This window comes from Alkaliphilus sp. B6464, assembly GCF_018141165.1.
Classification (GTDB): domain Bacteria; phylum Bacillota; class Clostridia; order Peptostreptococcales; family Natronincolaceae; genus Alkaliphilus_B.
This window is the reverse complement of record NZ_CP058557.1, coordinates 32422-53035: the sequence shown is the minus strand read 5'-3', so window position 1 is coordinate 53035 and position 20614 is coordinate 32422. Positions and strand designations below refer to the sequence as shown.

The following is a 20614-nucleotide window of genomic DNA, read 5'->3' as shown; positions in this document are numbered from 1 at the left end:
CAACTCAGATAAAAATTAATAATATATACAAAGTCCCCTAGACGAGTGTTTAGGGGACTTTGTTTTTACCCTTGATCTAAGGCAAATATGGTTTCAGTGATATTTGTAGCAACAGAGACAATTTTCATGGGTGCCCCATGGAGGGTAATTTATCCATCTATTCGGAATAACATATGCAATAAATTCCTTGGGATTACCTTTGTAGTTAAGAGGACGAATATATAACCTAGGCCGCCAATGATAAGACTATAAACAAAACTGACGGAAGGGTGAAAATTTATTGAAAGTAACCATTGCTGTGTCATAAAAATTAAGAATATCATCAAAATAGCAGCAAAAAAAGGCTTTATAAGTAAATCTGCATATTTGAATTTAATTTTGGTCATTTTCCATAAAATATAAAAATCCAATATACAAATGGATAATGTACATAAGAAAAATCCTATAAAATACCCATAAATGCCATATGTTGGATTGCCTACAAGGTAATAAATAGCAGCAGACTGAAGATTCATACCAATTATTCGATGAATAGTAGTGTTTTTTTGTTTTCCTAGACCATGTAAGATCCCTGAAAAGGTATGCTGAATGGCGAGGAAAACAGTACAAAAACCCATCATATGTATTGCTTGGCTGGCCTTTGGATCACTATATAGATAAACTGCCAACGGTTTTGCAAAAAAAACATATAGTGCAGTTAAAGGGATAGACACTAATAGGGTGATTTTTACAGCAAGATGGATAGTATTTCTAGCAGACTTATAATTTTTCAGAAAAACCTGTTCAGACAAGTTGGGAATAATATTGATGACGAGGGCGGATGTAACGAAATATGGAAGATACGTTAAGGGCATAGCCATGCCCATGACTCTTCCAAAGGTTGCAATGGCTTCACTGTTTGTATATCCTGAAGCCATAAGCCTATGGGGTATTAAGATGGCATTAACAAATTGCAGAATAACATTAAAAAGTCCCGATATGGTCAATGGAGCTGATATAGTTATTATTTGCCATAATAGTTTGGTCATCTTGATTGGAGTAGGGATCACATATGGGAGTCTTTTAGTGAAGCGGGTTTGTATGAAAAGCAGCCATATCAAGTCAAAAAACTCACCTATGCTAATCCCGCAAATGGCAATGAAGGCTCCTTGAATAGGATCTAATGGGTAAATATAATACAGCAAGCCTATAACAATAATAAATCGCGTAACGTGTTCAACAATTTCAGAAATACTGGCAGTACCCATCATTTTCAACCCATAATAATAGCCTCTGATAACAGATGTCATAGAAATCAAAACCATGGCCGGAGGAAGAAAATAAATATAGCGTAAGGCATCTTGATTTCTAAATATCTTCAAAGCAATAAATCTACTAAATGAAATAAGGATCAAACTAAGCCCTATGGATAGGGCTAAGGTAAATAATAGAGCCACTTTATAAGTTTTTCTAACAGCATCATAGTTATTTTTAGAATTATATTCTGCGATTAACTTGGAGACAGCTGTAGGGATACCGGCAGTGGTAATAATAAGAAAAATCATAAGAACAGGCATTATCATTTGAAATAAACCAATGCCTTCAGCTCCTATAAGCTTTGATAGCAATATATCATAGCTAAATCCAATAAATCGAATAAAAAAATTAACCAATGTCAATAAAATAGATCCATAAACAAAACTATTCTTTTTCAAATCATCACCTCGCCGATATTCACACTGTATGCACAGGACACGTAACTATATATATTCTTGTAGATAAGATTAAATACTCGAAATTTCATCAGAAAAATTAGAAGAAAAGAAGATAGCCTATAAAAAACTAAAACAAATTCTAAGTGATTAAAATTTGTTTATAAAGTAAATACTTATACTGACATTATAAAGCAAAGAACGTATAAATAATGTGTATTGTGCTTTTATTATGAAATGGGGAAATATATGGATATATTAGAAAGAAAGATATTTGAATCAGTACCAGGTAAACAAGTGACATTAGCGCATATTATAGCAAATCCAGATGATCGAATCTTTGAAAAATTAGGCTTGAATCATGAAAGGTATCGTGCAATTGGTATTTTAACCATAACCCCACCAGAGGTTGCAATCATCGCTGTGGATATAGCTAAAAAGACTGCACCTATTAAAATAGGATTTGTTGATAGGTTCAGTGGGTCTGTATTTATCTTAGGGGATGTGTCAGCTGTACAATCTGCTATGGAACAGGTTGTTATTTCTTTAAGAGAACTTATGCAGTTTTCTGTCCCCAAAATAACAAGAACATAATAGGTGGGTATAGAAAATGAAAAAAATTATGTTGATTGGATCAGTTGGAAGTGGGAAAACCACCCTTTGCCAAAGGATTCAAGGAGAGAGCATTAAATATAAAAAAACCCAATCAGTAGAGTTCTATTCTCAGATGATTGATACACCGGGTGAGTTTGTCTTGCATAGAAGATTCTATAGCGCTTTACAAATGATGGCTGCTAGTTCAGATATCATTGGATTCGTTTGTAGCGTGACGGAATTAGGCCAGACATTTTCACCCTATTTTGCACAAAATTTTACGAAACCATGTATAGGTATTATTACAAAGATAGATCTAGCACCAAATCAAGAAGCTATTATAAATGCTGAGAAAAGATTAGAATTAGCAGGTGTTGAGAAAAATTTTCGTCTCTCTGCTGTTGAAGATGAAGGAGTAGCAGAGTTGATAGCCTATCTTTCTAAGGAGGAGGAGTAATAAATTTGCAAATTTATACTAGAACTGGTGATAAAGGGTATACTAAGATAATCGGTGGTATTCAATTAGCAAAAGATAGTGAACGTATAAAAGCATATGGAACTATTGATGAATTAAATAGTTTTGTAGGATATGCTATTACACTTATAAAGAACAATGATTCTTTGAAGAATGAATTAACACAGATCCAACAGTATTTATTTGATTGTGGCAACGATTTGGCAACGCCAGCGGGAAAAGGAACGTACCGAGTTACATCTGCTTTGACAGAGTGGATTGAAAAGTGCATTGACGCCCATGCAGGTATTCCTCAAGAAGTGGAGTCTTTTATTTTGCCAGGTGGTTCACAAGCAGCAAGTATTTTGCATATTTGTAGAACAATTGCCAGGAGAGCAGAAAGAGAGATAGTAACGTTCCAATGGACTAATGATATGAATGAAGAAGTTTTGATATTTGTTAATCGCTTATCAGATTACTTTTTTTCAATAGCACGTGTTGCAAATGCAAATGAAGGCATAGAAGATGTGCTTTATGAAAGAAGTGGAAAGGTATTCCATATAGATTTGAAAAAAGAAGATTTATAATAACTAGGAATACCTATGACTTTTTTGTTAGGAAGGGGTAGTATGCTATGCAAGAAATAAGATTTGGAACAACATTATATATTGGTACAGAAAGCCTAAAGAGATTATCAGATTTCAAGAATGAAAAGATTTTGATAGTAACAGATTCTTTTATTGCTTCATCAGAGTTACTTTCACATATTAGAAACTATATTGATAGCAGCACAGAAATAATGGTGTTTTCTGAAGTTATTCCAGATCCCCCAATTGACAACATTGTTGCTGGGTTAGAATATAGTAAGGGTTTTCCAGCTACAATTTTATTAGCAATAGGTGGTGGCTCTGCTATAGATGCAGCAAAAGCTATGCTTTATTTTGGTAAATTGACTGATAGATTTAGTGGGATACGATTTGTCACTATTCCTACAACAAGTGGAACGGGTTCAGAGGTTACGAATTTCTCGATTATCACCGATGATGAAAAGGGAATAAAATATCCATTGATTACGGATGAAATATTGCCAGATGAAGCTATTTTAGATGCTGGTCTTGTTGCAGGTTTACCACCTAAGCAAACTGCTGATACGGGTATTGATGTTCTTACTCACGCTATTGAAGCTTATGTTTCCACTAATGCCAATGATATCTCTGATGCTTTAAGTGAAAAAGCTATTCGCTATGTATTCACTTATCTAGATAGAGCTTATAAAGATGGAAATGATAAAGAAGCACGTGAAAAAATGCATATGGCATCAACAATGGCTGGAATGGCCTTTAACATAGCTTCATTAGGGTTAAACCATGGTATAGCACATGCAGCAGGAGCACGTTGGCATATTCCGCATGGAAGAATAAATGGTATCTTATTACCAAATGTTATTCGCTATAATACAGGGGTTATTGAAGGAAATTATAGTAAGAATACCAACCCTGTTGCAAATCGGTATGCAGAAATCGCTAAATTCTTAGGATTAAATGCTGGAAACGCACAAATAGGTGTACGAAGTTTAGTAAATGCAATCCTTGCACTTCAAAAGAGACTTTCCATTCCAAAGAGTCTTTCTGAATGGGGGGTTAGCAAGGAACAATTTGAATCAGATAAAAATGTAATAGCAGAAGCTGCTCTTGCAGATCGTTGTACAGCAACAAACCCTATTGCCTCAACTAAAGAGGATGTAATTAGTATTCTAAGGAAATCATTTATATAAGTTTTGATTAAATGAGGTGATTACTTGGAGGTAAGCGAGAGAATTATACAGGAATATGTTCCTGGTAAACAAATCACCGTTGCACATGTTATTGCAAAAGCTGATTCAGAACTGTATCAAAAGATGGGTATAGTGCAATCTGGAAATGAAGCAGTCGGCATTTTAACTATAACACCAAGTGAAGCATCAATTATCGCTGTTGATATAGCAATAAAAGCAGCTGAAATAGAAATTGGTTTTGTTGACAGGTTTTCAGGTGCGGTGGTTATAATAGGGGATGTTTCCTCGGTTAAGATTGCTTTAGAAAATATTTTAGAAACCATGGAAAGTCTTTTAGATTTTACTGTTGTACCTTTATCTAGCACTTAAATTACATTTAAAAATTAATATATAAACTATGACAACAAGGTCATAGATAAAAGCAAAGGCGCTTAATAGGGGGACAATTATGGACCTTTTATTAAGCGTTTATTTTTTTAAAAAGTTTTAAAATATTCAACATATTTAAAGGGAGTAGATAAGATGTCAGAAACTTTATTAAGCGTTGGTATTGATATTGGAACATCAACAACACAATTAATTTTGTCAGAACTTTCAATTGAAAATATGGCATCAGTTTTTACAATTCCAAGGGTTTCCATTACGGATAAAAAGGTGATATTTAAGAGTGATATTATCTTTACTCCTATATTAGAAAACAATCTAATAGATTCCGATGGTATAAAGGCATTTGTAGAGCAGCAATACAAAAGAGCAGGTATTACAAAATCAGATATTCATACTGGGGCAATCATTATAACTGGGGAAACAGTCCGAAAGGAAAATGCCCAGACAGTCGCTAAAGCTTTAAGTGGTTTTGCTGGAGATTTTGTTGTGGCAACAGCTGGTCCCGATTTAGAGAGCATTATCGCTGGTAAAGGAGCAGGGACTTATTCCTATTCTGAAAGCCAACACACGACGGCGGTAAACCTTGATATTGGAGGCGGGACAACAAACCTAGTAGTATTTAACGATGGGGATATTGAGGATACGGCTTGCTTTGATATTGGGGGTCGCTTGATAAAGGTGGATACCAGTGAAATTATTCGTTATATTTCCCCAAAAGTGAAGGAAATCATCAAAAGAGAAGCTTTAGATATTCACTTAAACGAAAAGATAAATCTTAAGGAATTAGATAAACTTTTAGATATATTTGTACAGGTATTGGAAAACAGCATTGGATTAGGCAAAAGGAGTCCTTATTTTGACTTGTTGATAACCAACAAACCATTGAACACAAAGCTTCAAATTAAATGTATTTCATTTTCAGGTGGCGTAGCAGATGGCATTACAAAAGAAAGTTTACAAAATCCCTTTGCATATGGCGATATTGGAGTTTTATTAGGTAAGAGAATAAGTGATTCACTTCTTATGACAGCCCTTAAGGTGATTCCAACTGTAGAAACCATTCGTGCAACTGTAGTAGGAGCAGGATCACATACCACTGATGTTTCTGGGAGTACAATCACCTATAAAGAAGATATACTTCCACTTAAGAATATCCCCATCTTACAGCTATCCAAAGATGATGAAAGTGTGAATAATTGTGGGAATTTAGGGGATATTATTCAAGAAAAAGTAAAATGGTTTATGGTAGATGGAGAAGTGCAAATTATTGGATTGGGTGTAGAAGGTGTACATAGCCCATCCTTCCAATTTATTCAAGGTTTGGCGAAAGAAATAATAAAGGGTTTAGATTTGTTGATTAAGGAGAAATTGCCACTTGTTATTATAGTGAAAGAGGATATGGCAAAGGCACTGGGTCATAGCCTTTATGCACATCTTCCTAAAGATTATCCATTTGTATGTATAGATAATGTTCATGTACGTAATGGAGACTATATCGATATTGGAAAGCCGATTGCAGAAGGTTCTGTTTTACCAGTAGTAGTAAAGACATTAGTATTTAGTTAAAGATAAAAGGAGGATGTACAATGATTTTAAAGACAAAGCTTTTTGGAAAAACCTATCAATTTTCGTCTGTAATGGAAGTTATGGGAAAGGCTAATGAAGAAAAATCCGGGGATAATTTAGCTGGAGTTGCGGCAGATAGCGCTGAAGAAAGAGTTGCAGCTAAGGTTGTTCTATCACAATTAACGCTTTCAGATTTATTTAACAACCCTGCAGTACCATATGAAAAGGATGAGGTAACACGCATTATTATTGATAATGTTAATCTTAAAACTTATGAAAAGATTAAAAATTGGACAGTAGCTGAATTAAGAGAATGGATTTTAAGTAGCAATACGACAAACTATGACATTCACCGTATATCAAATGGTCTAACTGCTGAAATGGTAGCAGCAGTTACCAAAATTATGTCCAACTTAGACTTAATAGTAGGCGCTCAAAAGATTACAATAACTAAGACTGCTAATACTACAATTGGTCTTCCAGGAACTTTTTCAACCCGTCTACAACCAAATCATCCTACTGATAATGTTGATGGTATCATGGCTTCAGTTATGGAAGGTCTATCTATGGGATCTGGAGATGCAGTAATAGGTCTAAATCCAGTAGATGATACAACAGAAAGTGTAAAGCGTATTCTTCATAAATTTAATGATTTCATTAATGAGTGGGAAATACCAACACAACATGTTGTTTTAGCTCATGTAGCTACTCAGATGGAAGCAATGGCGCAAGGGGCTCCAACAGGATTGGTATTCCAATCTATTGCAGGATCTGAAAAAGGAAATACAGCTTTTGGGATTTCTGCAAAGATGCTTTCAGAAGCAAGGGACATGGCTTTGAAGTTGGGTACGGCAGTAGGTCCAAATGTTATGTACTTTGAGACAGGTCAAGGTTCAGAGCTTTCTTCCGATGCTCATCATGGTGTAGATCAACTGACTATGGAAGCTAGATGTTATGGATTTGCAAAATATTTTGATCCATTCCTTGTTAATACAGTTGTTGGATTTATTGGGCCAGAATATCTGTATGACTCTAAACAAGTTATTCGTGCAGGTCTAGAGGATCATTTTATGGGTAAGTTAACTGGTATTTCCATGGGTTGTGATGTTTGTTACACCAACCATATGAAGGCTGATCAAAATGATGCTGAAAACTTAACGGTTTTACTTGCAGTAGCTGGTGTAAACTTTATTATGTCTATTCCAAGTGGTGATGATGTCATGTTGAATTATCAAACCACAGGGTACCATGAGGGTGCATCAATTAGACAGTTATTAAATAAGCGGACAATAAAAGAATTTGACCAATGGTTAGAAAAAATGGGATTCAGTGAAAATGGACGTTTAACTTCTAAAGCTGGTGATGCATCTGTATTCTTGAAGCATTAAATATTTCTAAGAGGAGGATAACCAATGGATGAATTAGGCTTAAAAGAAATGATTAAATCAATTTTAAATGAAATGGTAGATGAAGTATCACCAGTTATAAATGGTTCAACCACAAAAGCAACTGTAGGCACAATGCAATCTACTAAGCCCCAGGAAGTTGAAGAGGGATTTATACCAGATATTACAGAAGTAGATATTCGGAAGCAATTTTTAGTACCAGATCCAGTAGATAAAGAAGGTTATTTAAAAATGAAATCCTATACACCAGCTCGCTTAGGATTGTGGAGGGCAGGTCCAAGATATATGACAGAACCTAGTCTTCGATTTCGTGCTGACCATGCTGCTGCCCAGGATGCTGTATTCTCTTATGTTAATGAAGATCTAGTTAAGGAACTTGGATTTGTAGAGGTTGCTACTGAATGCAAGGATAAAGATGAATATCTTACACGTCCAGATTTAGGCCGTAGGTTTTCAAATGAAGTAATAAATGCAATAAAAAAGGCTGTGAAACCAAATCAGAAAGTACAAGTTATCGTTGGTGATGGTTTAAGTTCAGCAGCAATAGAGGCAAATATTAAAGATATTGTACCTTCTTTACAACAAGGACTCAAGGTATTTGGACTTGACTTTGGACAGGTTGTTTTTATAAAACATTGTCGCGTACCAGCTATGGACCAAATTGGTGAAGCAACAGGAGCTGATGTGGTCTGTCTTTTAATCGGAGAAAGACCAGGCCTTGTTACATCAGAATCTATGAGTGCATATATAGCTTATAAACCAACTATTGGTATGCCAGAGGCTAGAAGGACGGTAGTTTCCAATATTCACAGACAAGGAACCCCAGCAGTAGAAGCAGGAGCATATATTGCTGAAATTATCAAGAGAATGTTAGATAATAAAGCGTCTGGGTTAGATTTGAAAGAAAAATAAAATTTGTTCGCTTAGGCTCACAAACTTTATGTCGCACTCAACTCTAGATAAAGCTTAAAGTTTCAAGTGCTCAAAATAAAAACTGCCTGATTTAAAAAGGAGGTTTCCTAATGAAGAATGAACGATTAGGTGCAAATGTTCTAAGTGTAAAAATCATTCCAAATGTTGATGATGGATTGGCAAAGGAATTAAAATTAGCACCAAACCAAAAAAGTTTAGGGATTATAACAGCTGATTCCGATGATGTAACATATGTAGCATTAGATGAAGCAACGAAGGCATCAGATGTAGCAGTTGTATATGCAAGAAGTATGTATGCTGGAGCTGCTAATGCTTCTACAAAATTAGTAGGAGAAGTTATTGGAATCTTAGCAGGTCCAAGTCCGGCAGAGATACGAAGTGGTCTAGATCGTGCTATTGAGGTAATAGAAAATGAAGCTAGCTTTTATAGTGCAAATGATGATAATTCAATAATTTATTTTGCTCATTCTGTATCGAGAACAGGTTCTTATCTTTCAAAAGGAGCAAATGTTAAAGAAGGAGAAGCCATTGCGTATTTAATAGCACCACCACTTGAAGCAATTGTAGCTATTGATACGGCTTTGAAATCTGCTGATGTAAAAATGAATGTATTTTATGGACCACCAACTGAAACAAACTTTGCAGGAGCATTACTAACAGGATCACAATCTGCTTGTAAAGCAGCATGTGAAGCATTTGCTAAAGCTGTGGAAGCCGTTGCAGATAACCCAACCAGTTATTAGGTGGTGGTTAATGTGGCTAAGGCATTAGGTTTAATTGAAGTACATGGAAAGTTAGGTGCAATCCTAGCAGCAGATGCAGCTGCAAAGGCGGCAAATGTAACTTTACTTGGAGGAGAAGCAATCCGTGGAGGATTGACAACAATTCATATTATTGGAGATATTGCGGCAGTAAAAGCAGCGGTTGAGGCAGGTGAAGTTGCTTTGGCAAATAAGAATAGTCTAATTAGTAGCCATGTTATCCCGCGTTTGGATGACCAAGTTGAGCAGATGTTGATGAAATCATTTGGTAAAAAGGAAGATAATCCTCCGGACTCAAAGAAATCAAATCAACCCATCATAGAAGAAACAGAGAAAGATGAAATAGTGGAAGAAAAAAAGAATGCTTTACTCGTACCTTTGAATGAATCAAAAGAAATTTTAGAGGAAAATTTGGAACATGGAGTAGATACAATTGTAGATTCATCCTTTGATAAAAGACAACTAGAGAAAATGAAAGTGGCCGATTTACGTTCACTTGCATATAAATTAAATCTTTCTACCATAAAGAAATCAGAAATTAAATCTGCTAATAAAGCAGTGCTTATTGAAGCGTTGCTGGATAAAGGAGTTGAGCATTAATGGGATTGATAGATAAAGACCTTGTTTCAGTTCAAGAAACTAGGGATTTACTGAAGAGAGCACAAGAAGCACAAAAAGAAATAGCCAAGTTATCTCAAGAACAAATCGACACCATTTGCAAGGCTATAGCAAAGGCAGCTTTTGACAATCGTGTGAAACTAGCTAAAATGGCACAAGAAGAAACAGGATTTGGAAGATGGCAAGATAAAGTCCTTAAAAATGCCTTTGCATCAAGAGATTTATTAAATGCAATTAAAGATATGAAGACAGTTGGTATAATCAAAAATAATATACAAGCTAAATATATGGAAGTGGCTGTTCCAGTTGGAGTGGTTGCAGGTCTTATTCCTTCAACAAATCCCACATCAACAGTTATCTACAAAGCACTAATAAGCATTAAGGCAGGAAATGCTATTGTATTTTCACCTCATCCAAGTGCATTAAATTGTATCAAGGAAACAGTTCGCATTATAAATGAAGCAGGAAAAAATGTTGGCTTACCAGATGGTGCTATTAGTGTAATTACAACAGTTACAATGCAGGCAACAAATGAATTAATGAAAAATGAAAATACAGACTTAATTCTTGCTACTGGTGGGTCTGCAATGGTTCGTGCAGCATATTCCTCTGGAAGACCAGCAATTGGAGTTGGACCGGGTAATGGACCTGCATTTATAGAACGTAGTGCAGATATCCCGAAAGCAGTTGAGCTTATTCTTGAATCTAAGACATTTGATAATGGTACAGTTTGTGCATCTGAACAATCTATTATTGTTGAAGAAGTCAGTAGAGAAAAAGTGATTTCAGAATTCAAGAAACAGGGTGGTTATTTTTTATCAAAAGAAGATGCCCTAAAACTTGAAAAGTATATTCTACGACCAAACGGTACAATGAATCCTAAGATCGTTGGAAGGAGTGCACGGGTTGTTGCTGAATTAGCTGGTATTTCTGTACCAGAAGATGCAAAAGTTCTTATTGCTGAAGAAACACGTGTTGGTAATCTTGCACCTTATTCAAGGGAAAAACTATCACCAATTTTAGCTTTTTATACGGTAAACACTTGGGAAGAAGCTCGCGATTTAAGTATCAAGATTTTAAACTTTGAAGGCGCAGGACACACCATGGTCATTCACACAACAAACACAAGAATTACAGAAGAATTCGCCTTAAAAGTGCCAGTTTCACGACTACTAATAAACTGTTCAGCTACATTAGGTGGGATAGGAGCAACTACAAACCTTATGCCTGCCTTGACACTAGGTTGTGGAGCTGTAGGAGGAAGTTCAACTTCCGACAATGTTGGCCCACAGAATTTATTTAATCTTCGCCGGGTCGTTTATGGCGTTAGGACATTAGATGAAATACGTGGAGAAGATATATTTGAAGAAGTTAGTGCTATAGCTGTTGAACACTTGGGACTTAGTAAGGATCAATTAGTAGATTTGCTCGTTGAACGTGTTCTACAAACGTTAAAGTAAGTAAGGAGCAACACAATAACATTGATAAAAAAATAAAAATATAAAAAATCTAGGAGGAAATTATAATGGCCAATACAAACGCATTAGGTATGATTGAAACAAAAGGATTGGTAGCAGCAATAGAGGCAGCAGATGCAATGGTTAAAGCAGCAAATGTAACATTAATTGGAAAAGAACAAGTAGGCGGCGGACTAGTAACAGTTATGGTTCGTGGAGACGTGGGAGCTGTTAAAGCTGCAACAGATGCTGGAGGAGCAGCAGCAGAAGCAGTTGGTGAATTAGTATCTGTTCATGTAATACCACGTCCACATATGGAAGTAGATGTCATCCTACCAAAATACGATACCCAATCATAATCAGGCTTCGAACACTCATGATGAACGCTTAAAGTTGGAAGATAAAAAGTGAGGCTGAGGCATAATAAAAGCTTATGCCCAGCCTTTTCTTTATCGAGGGGAAGTGAATACTAATGGCTATTTTAACGGAAAGTAAAATAAAAAAACTACTCCGTACGACGAAATTAAAAGAAACAAAATTCTTAGTTTTAGAACCTGGGACTGTAATTACCCCTTCTGCAAAAGAATATTTAAAGGATATTATTATTGAATATATGGAAATACCAGAAGAACCAGAGACTAAGAATGAAGAAGCAACCTTCCCAATGACCCAGTTGAAAGTAAGTGAATCCAAGAATGTAAAGAATATCCAAGAAATTTTAATGTATAATAATGGAAAAGGACAGGAAATATGGAAAAGTCACTTAACTTATCAATTTAAAATTAAAATTGATATTATAATAAGCCATATTTTGACCCTACAAAAGAAAAGTCACCATATGGGGAAGATGGAGTTAATAGAAGCTTTAAATACTATCTTAATGGTAGTCAAGACAATATCAGTGAAGATTTTAGCTTCAGACAAGTTAGATCTAGTACAGGAAATTGAAAAGTTGTTGGAAGACAAAAAGCCATACATTGCCAGTCTATATCCAGAAGGTTCCTTTATTCCAACCTATAAAGATGAAGAATGTGTTATAGCTTTATTTGAGTTACATGCATATTTACAAGAACTAGAACATTTTATTGTTAAAGAAATGAAAGAGATTCTGGCATTTGAAGATTATATAAATTGCATTTCAATAGTGACTATTTTAAAGGATTATTGTTGGATTTTGATGGTGCAGTCAAAAGAAAATTCAATAGAATAGGGGTGGAAATATGACTAAAAATAATATTGATACAATCGTGGATGCAGTTGTCTCTCGTATACACGAAGTAATGGATCAAACTTTTGAAATTGAAGCAAGTGGACGCCATATCCATCTAAATCGAGAGGCAATAGATTCCCTCTTTGGAAAGGGTTATCAATTACACCCATCGAAATATTTATCACAGCCAGGCGAATTTGCATCAGAAGAACGAGTGAGTATTAAAGGACCTAAGGGCACTATTCACAATGTTATAATTCTTGGGCCAGAGCGAAAAAACTGTCAAGTGGAGGTTTCATTAACAGACGCACGTTCACTAGGTGTAAATGCGCCAGTCCAATTAAGTGGAAATATTGAAAACACTCCAGGAATTATTGTGATGAATGGCTCTAAGTCTTTTGTATTAGATAGAGGTGTCATAGTTGCAAAACGCCATATTCATGTAAAAGATATAGATGCCGAAAGGTTAGATGTCAAAGATCAAGAGAGGGTATCCGTTCAAGTGTTTAGTGAAAGACCACTTATATTTGATGATGTTATAGTGAGAGTAAGTCCAAAGTTTGAGACTTCTATGCACATTGATTACGATGAAGCAAATGCTTGTGGCCATAAGAAAGGTGTACGAGGGCGTATTGTTAAGAGGTGATATAGATGGACAATATTGAAGTATTAGTGCAAAAAATCACAGATATTGTTATACAACGTTTACAGAAGGAAGAACCTAGGAAGACAGTTGTATTTTTAGGGAAAGAATATTCAAGTATTCGAACTTACTATGAAAAAAGAGGCTATGAAATAGTGTCAGTTAAAGATAAATCAGATACAGATATAGTAATCGTTACTGAGCTGTCTATTTTAAATATGAATCGCATAGCACTAGGACTTCCTCAAACAGAAGATGAAGTAATTATTTGGGAGCGTTTATTGAATAAGAAAGAAGCTATTTTTTTAGAAGAAGGAATGGAGCTTCAGGCAAGTCGGCATGTGGCTCCACGAGCATTGCTACAAGTCCTTGAGAATCATAAAAACCAATTGGTAAGGTACGGTGCTTCTATACTTCCATTAAAGAATTTTGAAAAGATAAATGAAACTATAAATAAAGAAGTAAAAGATGTAATTCATAAAAGTGATAAGAAGGAGCTTCTTACCATAGCAAAAGTGCGAAAACTGAACTTACAGGCAGGAGATATCTTTGAAGCAGATAAGAACACTATTATTACAGCATTGGCTAGAGATTATATGCGTGATTTAGGTGTTCAGATAGTATAGAAAGGAGCATACTATGTTCATTGGAAAAGTTGTTGGTAGCTTATGGGCTACTCGCAAGGATGAAAAGTTAAATGGTTTAAAATTTCTACTCATTGAAAAACAACTAAACGAACAAGAGGCTGATCCTGCTCTAGTTGTTGCAGTTGACCACGTAGGTGCTGGCATTGGGGAATCGGTACTGATTACCACTGGTAGCTCTGGTCGTCTATCTTTTGATGGTAAAAATATTCCTGTTGATATGGTTATTGTCGGTATTATAGACACTGTGGACTATCCAAAGAAATGATAAAAGCTGCTATTTATAAATAGAATGGAGTGAAATGAATGAGTATAAATGAAATAATAATTTGGGTTATGGCAATTATAATGGTCATAGGTGCAATCGACCGTTCACTTGGTGATAAAACTGGTTTAGGCCAGCGATTTGAAGAAGGAATACTAGCAATGGGTGCTTTAGCACTTTCAATGGCTGGTATAATCGTTATAGCACCCAAGTTATCAGATTGGTTAAGTCCTATAGTGGTTCCATTATATAAATTGTTAGGAGCAGATCCAGCAATGTTTGCAGGAACTCTATTAGCAAATGATATGGGGGGATTTTTCTTAGCACAACAAATGACTACAGATCCACTAATTACGCTTTTCTCAGGTGGTATTTTAGGAGCTATGCTGGGGGCGACAATTGTATTTACAATCCCAGTTGGATTAGGCATTATCAGCAAGGAAGATACAAAGTATTTAGCACAAGGAGTATTATGTGGGATTGCGACTATTCCAATTGGAGCATTAGTTGCAGGAATTGTGATGGGTATACCAATAGTTAAAGTCTTTATGAACCTAATACCTATAATAGCTGTAGCAATTTTAATTTCAATTGGACTATTTAAAGTCCCTGAGGGAATGATTAAAGGGTTCAATATATTTGGGAAAATTATAGTGGCTGTTGCAGCCATTGGGCTGGCAATTGGTGGGTTAGACTTACTATTAGGTATTAAAATATTTGAAAATCAAGATACACTTGAAGTTGGATTTCAAACAGTTGGTGGTATTGCCATTACTTTAGCTGGTGCTTATGGATTGGTTTTCTTGATCACAAAGATATTCAATAAACCATTGATGAAACTAGGTCACTTGTTAGGAATGAATGATATTGCAGCAGCGGGTCTAATTGCATCTCTTGCTAACAACATCGCCATGTTTCAAACAGTAAAGGACATGGATAAACGTGGAAAGGTGATTAATATTGCCTTTGCAGTTTCAGCATCCTTTACATTTGGTGACCATTTAGGATTTACAGCTGGGGTTGCGCCAGAATTGATTACTCCAATGATTATTGGTAAGCTAGTCGGTGGTATTTCTGCCATTCTTGTTGCCATATTTCTATCTAAACGTGTATTTAGGATTGAACAAAGCTAATACTGTAGGATTTAAGTACGAATGGAGGTAAGATGTTGAATATAGGCAGATCAGAGATTGAAAAGTTAGTTCGTAGTATTATAATGGAAGAATACAGTAATAAGTTAGATGATTCTTCAAAAAGGCATGTTGACCCTAGTGGTATAATGTCGATTTCCTTGCCATTGTTTTCTGTAAGTGAAGAAGATCGATTGGACACAGGTAACCCTAATCATAAAGTGTATACGAAGGATTTAGTGTCACTTACTGAAAGTCCTAGATTGGGTTGTGGCCTAATGGTAATGGAAGATACCACCTTCGATTGGACTTTAGGATATGATGAAATAGATTATATTATTGAAGGAACTCTAACTATTATCATAGATGGACGTCGCATAACTGCCAATGCAGGAGAATTGATTTTGATTCCAAGTGGTTCAAGTATCCAGTTTTCAGTTGAAGGAAAGGCAAGTTTTATCTATGTGACTTATCCGGCTGATTGGCAATCATAATTCTAAAAAGGCAAATTGATGGATTAAGTACCATTAATTTGCTTTTAATTTTATCATAGGACTTATGCTATAAGTATTATCCCTAATATTACTAGAAGTACTCCAATTATTTTTGTTATGGTAATTTGTTCTCCAAGCAAATACATTGCACCAAATAAAGTCACTACTGGAGAGGCTGACATAATCATAGTAACTAAAGATACATTTCCTTTTTTTATTGCTGCATAATACGCTATATCACCAACTATAGTTGAAAAAACAGCTTCTAGCCCAATAAATAGTAATCCATAAAAAGTTATATCTTTAAGTTTTACAACGTTGCTATCTATATTTATATACAAAGTAATTATTACCGTAGTTATAAAGCTTCTTAATGCTAGACCAGTTATGGGATTCATGGCTTTTAATCCAATTTTTGCAAGAATAGGTGCAATTCCCCAGCAAATCATGCCAATGAGTGATAGTAATATTGTCATCAATTACTCCTCCTAGATTAAGTACTTCCATAGTTTGTTTAGCTTTCTTATTAACTCTATGCTTAATATTTATTATTTATAACAAAATAGATTACCTTAGATTAAGTCAATGTAAGCTACTTTCCTTAATTAACCTGAATATTGGAGCCTCATATTATACAAAATATTATAAGGAGGTGTTTCTGTGAGAAAAAAAATATATATATTTTTTTTAATTATCCTTATAAGCATTACCTCTATTTCATGTAGTTCAGAAAATATTAGTGATATAAATAATACAGAAAATGAAAATATAGGATCGCAGCATACAGTGAGATACACTCCCCAAAAAGGTACTAGTACAAATGATACTAATAAGAATATTAAATTAAGTGCAAAAACTAATTCTGGTCCAATATCCGTCTTACCTTGGGAAGATGATCTTAACTTCCAAGAAGCATTAAGTAAGTATAATACACCTGTATTAATGGGTGGATTTCGTACAATTTTGCTCGATCCATTGCCTGGGGAAGAATATAATGTTCATCTTGCAGCTAAGTCACTTTCAGGAAAGGTAATTAAGCCTGGCGAGATTTTTTCTCAAAATCAAAGTATTGGTCCCTATACAGAGCCTAATGGATATAAAGAAGGTCCCACATATATTGGGGGGAAGGTAACTACTACAGTTGGAGGTGGAGTATGTAAAATTGCTTCAACTCTTTATAACGTGGCAATTTTAAGTAATTTAGAGATTGTAGAAAGACATAATCATGGTATGCCGGTTCCCTATGTTCCCTATGGCCAAGATGCCACTGTAGCTTATGGGGCTAAAGATATTAGATTTAGAAACAATACTGATTCACCTATATTAATATGGTCAATGGGAATTGATAACATTCTTTATATTGCTTTTTACGGCAATGAAAAACCACCTGAAATAAGGTGGAATCATGAAACTCTATATATAAGTGAAGCTCCAAAGACATACAATATCAATCCTGATCTTCCAAAGGGAACTGAAAAAATAGTTTCAGAAGGAATGGATGGCGGGGCTGTAGAGTCATGGATTACTATAATTAAAGAAGACGGGACAGAGGAAAAGAAACATCTTGGTAAGAGCATTTATAAACCAATGCCCCATATATTTGAAAAAAATTAACTACAGAGCATCATATTTTAACTCCTTATATAATAACAATAAGTATAATTATTATATAAGGAGTTGTATTTATGACTAGGAAATTAGACACTTCACATAAATTATTATGTAGTAATTATTCATTTTTTATTTTTTCTATAAGTCAAGGCATCTCAAATCTTGGAGATGCTTTTCAGTTTATTGCAATTACTACTCTTTTAGTTAATATTTCTGGTAATGGTCTATCGGCAGGATTTGCTATAATTTCTACTCCAATTTGTAGTTTATTTTTATCGCCATTTGCGGGAAGCTTAGGAGATAGACTTAATGAAAAATATGTTTTAATTTTTTTAGATGTATTTAGGGGTCTAGTAGCAATACTATTTGTATTGAGTGAAGAAATCTGGTCGATTTATTGCCTGATGTTATTGTTGTCGTCTATAGAAATTCTATATAATCCTTCTAGAAAAAAGCTTATGTCATGCCTACTGAAAAATAATGAATTTATGATTGGTAATTCTATAATAAGTGGTATATCAGGACTAACCTTTGTAATAGGACCACTATTAGCGGGCTTTATTATTAATTTTTTAGGTATAAAGACTATTTTCTACATAAATAGCTTAACTTTTTTTATGTCTGCACTGCTTATTATTTTTATAAAAACTAATAAAAAGTATATTTTTTTAAAAGCTAAAGGAAAAAAAACAAAAGAAAAAATATATGAAGGCATTATTACTGGATTTACCTATTTTAATAACACCCCTAGAATTAAATTTTTGGTTTTCATGGGAACAGCATTAGCCTTAGGAACAGCATCTGTAAACATGACTTTTTACAGCTTTGCCTTTGATTTTTTAAAGGTATCAAGCAAGTCGTGGGGAATCATGATGTCCGTATTTTATGGGGCAAGACTTATTGCCATGTCATTATCCATATTATTTAGTAGACAAATAAATAGAAGGATAACTACTTCTATTTATATATGCTTCTTATCAGTAGCTATTATTTGGTTTTGCTATGGTAATGTAAGTAATTTAATTTTAATTGTAGTTCTACAGTTTTTAGAAGGCACTGCACTTGGTCTTTTTGAAATACTTTTAAATTCACAACTTCAGATTGTTTCTCAAGAAGACTATATGGCAAGAGTAATAAGTATTAATGATATTATAAATAATTTTGGTAAACTTTTTGGATCATTTTATACTTATATTTTTATTCAAATTTTATCTTCTCAGAGTATATTTATATTGAACTCCATGTTGATATTGGTTTATATAATATATTTGTTTGTTAGTACAAATTTATCTTTAACCAAAAATAGATAGTTTTATTACTAGATTATTTGCAGTTAAGAATATCTTCTGATTCTTTGCTATAGTAAAGAACTATTAGTATTTAAACAATCCTTGTAACCAGTAAATAACTTTTCTGTGGATATGATGAATTATTCACCATTTCAGCTTAGTTGGAATATCATATAAATGTAGGAATTTTATATGACAATTAAAAGGAGATGTATGTTTTGAAATTAAATCAAAATAGAACACCTTTATTTGATGCATTAAAAAAATATATAGATGACCAGCCAACTCCTTTTCATGTGCCTGGTCATAAGCAGGGACGGGGTATCCTAGAGCTAAGAGATTACATTGGAGAAATGGCCTTAAAAATGGATGTAAATGGAATGAATGATTTAGACTATTTTAATAATCCGTCGGGAGTTATTCTAGAGTCAGAGAAGCTTTATGCTGACGCATTTGGATCAGATGAAGCATTTTTTTTGGTTAATGGAACAACTTCGGGGGTTCAAGCCATGATATTAAGCACCTGTGATCCTGGAGATGAAATCATCATTCCGAGAAATGCTCATCGGTCAACTTTGTCTGGACTTATACTAAGTGGTGCTAAGCCAGTATATGTTCAACCAGAAATAAATAAACAGCTTGGTGTTGCAATGGGAGTTACTACTGAAAGCATATCAAAGGCTATAGAAGAACATCCCAATGCTAAAGCTGTTTTTATAATCAATCCAACCTACTATGGTTACGCATCGAATATAGGTGAAATAGTTAAGCTAGCTCATAGAAATAATATGGCTGTATTAGTTGATGAAGCCCATGGTGCTCATATGTATTTTCACCGAGATTTTCCTTTGACTGCTATGGCGGCTGGAGCTGATATGAGCGCTTCCAGTGTTCATAAAACCGGTGGTTCCTTAACTCAAAGTTCAATACTTTTACTAAATAGTTCAAGGATATCTAAGGATAGGGTTCGAAAAGTGTTAGACCTAATTCACACATCTAGTGCATCATATCTTCTAATGTGTTCCTTGGATATAGCACGTAAACAACTTGTAGTAAATGGTAAGGCCATGCTTTCTAATATACTTGAACTCTCTAATTGGGCTAGAGAGGAAATAAATAAAATCTGTAATGTCTATGCCTTTGGTCAGGAGCTTGTTGGAAGTCCAGGATGCTTTGATTTTGATGATACAAAACTAGGAATAAATGTAGCAAATCTCGGGTATACAGGCTTTGAGATGGAGAATAAACTAAGGGATGAATATAACATACAAATCGAGCTTGCAGATATATACAATATTCTTAACATAATAAGCTTAGGGGATAGAAGAGAAGATTTAGAAAAGTTGATATTTGCACTAAGGGATATTTCTTTAAAAAATAGTGGAAAGTCCTTTAAAAACAATATTCCTATTCCTAACTTCACAGAAACTAGATTTTATCCTCGTGAGGCCTTCTACAGTCCCAAGAAATCCATAGAATTAGAAAAGGCTATTGGAATGATTTCTGGGGAAGTGATTATGGCATATCCTCCTGGAATACCTATAATATGTATGGGTGAGGTAATAACAAAAGAAATCATTGATTACTTAAAGGAATTAAAGGAACAAAAGTGCCATATACAAGGTAACTCTGATCCAAAACTAGAATATATAAATGTCTTAGACATAAAAATGCACTAATTAGTGCA

General features: G+C 34.6%; 23 protein-coding genes. 21 read left to right on the top strand and 2 right to left on the bottom strand.

Going from position 1 to position 20614, the window contains the following annotated elements; all coding sequences use genetic code 11:
* Positions 1–149: 149 nt before the first annotated feature.
* Complete coding sequence (locus tag HYG84_RS00260) at positions 150–1694, bottom strand: putative polysaccharide biosynthesis protein (protein ID WP_212379633.1); 1545 nt, start codon at positions 1692–1694, stop codon at positions 150–152.
* A 246-nt stretch (positions 1695–1940) separates the two neighbouring features.
* Between HYG84_RS00260 and HYG84_RS00255 the strand changes: the two genes are divergently transcribed.
* The 18 genes from HYG84_RS00255 (at position 1941) to HYG84_RS00170 (ending at position 16027) form a co-directional block, all read left to right on the top strand.
* On the top strand, positions 1941–2285 hold the full coding sequence (locus HYG84_RS00255; RefSeq protein WP_212379630.1) for a BMC domain-containing protein: 345 nt from the start codon (positions 1941–1943) through the stop codon (positions 2283–2285).
* Positions 2286–2313: 28 nt separating this feature from the next.
* Positions 2314–2742, top strand: coding sequence for a EutP/PduV family microcompartment system protein (locus HYG84_RS00250; RefSeq protein WP_249168677.1), 429 nt, complete (start codon positions 2314–2316; stop codon positions 2740–2742).
* Between the two features lie 5 nt (positions 2743–2747).
* On the top strand, positions 2748–3326 hold the full coding sequence (locus tag HYG84_RS00245) for a cob(I)yrinic acid a,c-diamide adenosyltransferase (protein WP_212379627.1): 579 nt from the start codon (positions 2748–2750) through the stop codon (positions 3324–3326).
* Positions 3327–3373: 47 nt separating this feature from the next.
* Entirely contained in the window at positions 3374–4513 is a 1140-nt protein-coding gene (locus tag HYG84_RS00240) for a 1-propanol dehydrogenase PduQ (RefSeq protein WP_212379625.1), read from the top strand.
* A 24-nt stretch (positions 4514–4537) separates the two neighbouring features.
* Positions 4538–4882, top strand: coding sequence for a BMC domain-containing protein (locus HYG84_RS00235; RefSeq protein ID WP_212379623.1), 345 nt, complete (start codon positions 4538–4540; stop codon positions 4880–4882).
* 153 nt (positions 4883–5035) lie between these two features.
* On the top strand, positions 5036–6466 hold the full coding sequence (eutA, locus tag HYG84_RS00230; protein ID WP_212379621.1) for an ethanolamine ammonia-lyase reactivating factor EutA: 1431 nt from the start codon (positions 5036–5038) through the stop codon (positions 6464–6466).
* Positions 6467–6486: 20 nt separating this feature from the next.
* On the top strand, positions 6487–7854 hold the full coding sequence (locus HYG84_RS00225) for an ethanolamine ammonia-lyase subunit EutB (protein WP_212379619.1): 1368 nt from the start codon (positions 6487–6489) through the stop codon (positions 7852–7854).
* A 24-nt stretch (positions 7855–7878) separates the two neighbouring features.
* Positions 7879–8784 carry an ethanolamine ammonia-lyase subunit EutC gene (gene eutC, locus HYG84_RS00220; RefSeq protein ID WP_212379617.1) on the top strand — a complete coding sequence of 302 codons (906 nt, stop codon included), beginning with the start codon at positions 7879–7881 and terminating at the stop codon, positions 8782–8784.
* 110 nt (positions 8785–8894) lie between these two features.
* Positions 8895–9548 (top strand): ethanolamine utilization microcompartment protein EutL, encoded by a 654-nt coding sequence (eutL, locus tag HYG84_RS00215; RefSeq protein WP_212379615.1) that lies wholly within the window; start codon positions 8895–8897, stop codon positions 9546–9548.
* Positions 9549–10166 (top strand): BMC domain-containing protein, encoded by a 618-nt coding sequence (locus HYG84_RS00210; RefSeq protein WP_249168676.1) that lies wholly within the window; start codon positions 9549–9551, stop codon positions 10164–10166.
* Positions 10166–11644 (top strand): acetaldehyde dehydrogenase (acetylating), encoded by a 1479-nt coding sequence (locus HYG84_RS00205; protein ID WP_212379613.1) that lies wholly within the window; start codon positions 10166–10168, stop codon positions 11642–11644. Before HYG84_RS00210 ends, HYG84_RS00205 begins: the two co-directional genes overlap by 1 nt.
* Positions 11645–11709: 65 nt before the next feature.
* Positions 11710–12000: a BMC domain-containing protein gene (locus tag HYG84_RS00200; RefSeq protein ID WP_212379611.1), complete on the top strand. Its 291-nt coding sequence runs from the start codon at positions 11710–11712 to the stop codon at positions 11998–12000.
* A gap of 113 nt (positions 12001–12113) precedes the next feature.
* Positions 12114–12851, top strand: a complete 738-nt coding sequence (locus HYG84_RS00195) for a hypothetical protein (RefSeq protein ID WP_212379608.1) — start codon at positions 12114–12116, stop codon at positions 12849–12851.
* Between the two features lie 10 nt (positions 12852–12861).
* The gene (eutD, locus tag HYG84_RS00190) at positions 12862–13497 is read left to right on the top strand and encodes an ethanolamine utilization phosphate acetyltransferase EutD (protein WP_212379606.1); all 636 of its coding nucleotides are present in this window, start codon (positions 12862–12864) and stop codon (positions 13495–13497) included.
* A 5-nt stretch (positions 13498–13502) separates the two neighbouring features.
* Entirely contained in the window at positions 13503–14120 is a 618-nt protein-coding gene (locus HYG84_RS00185; protein ID WP_212379604.1) for a hypothetical protein, read from the top strand.
* Positions 14121–14133: 13 nt separating this feature from the next.
* A complete protein-coding gene (locus HYG84_RS00180) occupies positions 14134–14406 on the top strand; it encodes a EutN/CcmL family microcompartment protein (protein ID WP_212379602.1) in 273 nt (90 codons plus the stop codon).
* Between the two features lie 38 nt (positions 14407–14444).
* Entirely contained in the window at positions 14445–15536 is a 1092-nt protein-coding gene (locus tag HYG84_RS00175; protein WP_212379600.1) for an ethanolamine utilization protein EutH, read from the top strand.
* A gap of 32 nt (positions 15537–15568) precedes the next feature.
* Positions 15569–16027 carry a cupin domain-containing protein gene (locus HYG84_RS00170; protein ID WP_212379598.1) on the top strand — a complete coding sequence of 153 codons (459 nt, stop codon included), beginning with the start codon at positions 15569–15571 and terminating at the stop codon, positions 16025–16027.
* Positions 16028–16089: 62 nt separating this feature from the next.
* On the opposite strand, the gene HYG84_RS00165 is transcribed toward HYG84_RS00170, so the two are convergent.
* Positions 16090–16503, bottom strand: coding sequence for an EamA family transporter (locus tag HYG84_RS00165; protein WP_212379596.1), 414 nt, complete (start codon positions 16501–16503; stop codon positions 16090–16092).
* A 184-nt stretch (positions 16504–16687) separates the two neighbouring features.
* Here HYG84_RS00165 and HYG84_RS00160 point away from each other — a divergent pair, with 184 nt between their 5' ends.
* From HYG84_RS00160 to HYG84_RS00150, 3 genes are all read left to right on the top strand, one after another.
* Positions 16688–17641, top strand: a complete 954-nt coding sequence (locus HYG84_RS00160) for a VanW family protein (protein WP_212379594.1) — start codon at positions 16688–16690, stop codon at positions 17639–17641.
* 71 nt (positions 17642–17712) lie between these two features.
* The gene (locus HYG84_RS00155) at positions 17713–18948 is read left to right on the top strand and encodes an MFS transporter (protein WP_212379592.1); all 1236 of its coding nucleotides are present in this window, start codon (positions 17713–17715) and stop codon (positions 18946–18948) included.
* A gap of 197 nt (positions 18949–19145) precedes the next feature.
* A complete protein-coding gene (locus HYG84_RS00150; protein ID WP_330655523.1) occupies positions 19146–20606 on the top strand; it encodes an aminotransferase class I/II-fold pyridoxal phosphate-dependent enzyme in 1461 nt (486 codons plus the stop codon).
* Positions 20607–20614 lie beyond the last annotated feature (8 nt).

What these genes read in the sequence shown, in the direction of transcription:
- HYG84_RS00165 (WP_212379596.1), bottom strand. Translation starts at nt 16,503, where the DNA reads ATGACAATATTACTATCACTCATTGGCATGATTTGCTGGGGAATTGCA.
- eutD (WP_212379606.1), top strand. Translation starts at nt 12,862, where the DNA reads ATGACTAAAAATAATATTGATACAATCGTGGATGCAGTTGTCTCTCGT.
- HYG84_RS00180 (WP_212379602.1), top strand. Translation starts at nt 14,134, where the DNA reads ATGTTCATTGGAAAAGTTGTTGGTAGCTTATGGGCTACTCGCAAGGAT.
- HYG84_RS00240 (WP_212379625.1), top strand. Translation starts at nt 3,374, where the DNA reads ATGCAAGAAATAAGATTTGGAACAACATTATATATTGGTACAGAAAGC.
- HYG84_RS00195 (WP_212379608.1), top strand. Translation starts at nt 12,114, where the DNA reads ATGGCTATTTTAACGGAAAGTAAAATAAAAAAACTACTCCGTACGACG.
- eutA (WP_212379621.1), top strand. Translation starts at nt 5,036, where the DNA reads ATGTCAGAAACTTTATTAAGCGTTGGTATTGATATTGGAACATCAACA.
- eutL (WP_212379615.1), top strand. Translation starts at nt 8,895, where the DNA reads ATGAAGAATGAACGATTAGGTGCAAATGTTCTAAGTGTAAAAATCATT.
- HYG84_RS00175 (WP_212379600.1), top strand. Translation starts at nt 14,445, where the DNA reads ATGAGTATAAATGAAATAATAATTTGGGTTATGGCAATTATAATGGTC.
- eutC (WP_212379617.1), top strand. Translation starts at nt 7,879, where the DNA reads ATGGATGAATTAGGCTTAAAAGAAATGATTAAATCAATTTTAAATGAA.
- HYG84_RS00255 (WP_212379630.1), top strand. Translation starts at nt 1,941, where the DNA reads ATGGATATATTAGAAAGAAAGATATTTGAATCAGTACCAGGTAAACAA.
- HYG84_RS00155 (WP_212379592.1), top strand. Translation starts at nt 17,713, where the DNA reads ATGACTAGGAAATTAGACACTTCACATAAATTATTATGTAGTAATTAT.
- HYG84_RS00250 (WP_249168677.1), top strand. Translation starts at nt 2,314, where the DNA reads ATGTTGATTGGATCAGTTGGAAGTGGGAAAACCACCCTTTGCCAAAGG.
- HYG84_RS00205 (WP_212379613.1), top strand. Translation starts at nt 10,166, where the DNA reads ATGGGATTGATAGATAAAGACCTTGTTTCAGTTCAAGAAACTAGGGAT.
- HYG84_RS00225 (WP_212379619.1), top strand. Translation starts at nt 6,487, where the DNA reads ATGATTTTAAAGACAAAGCTTTTTGGAAAAACCTATCAATTTTCGTCT.
- HYG84_RS00200 (WP_212379611.1), top strand. Translation starts at nt 11,710, where the DNA reads ATGGCCAATACAAACGCATTAGGTATGATTGAAACAAAAGGATTGGTA.
- HYG84_RS00170 (WP_212379598.1), top strand. Translation starts at nt 15,569, where the DNA reads ATGTTGAATATAGGCAGATCAGAGATTGAAAAGTTAGTTCGTAGTATT.
- HYG84_RS00185 (WP_212379604.1), top strand. Translation starts at nt 13,503, where the DNA reads ATGGACAATATTGAAGTATTAGTGCAAAAAATCACAGATATTGTTATA.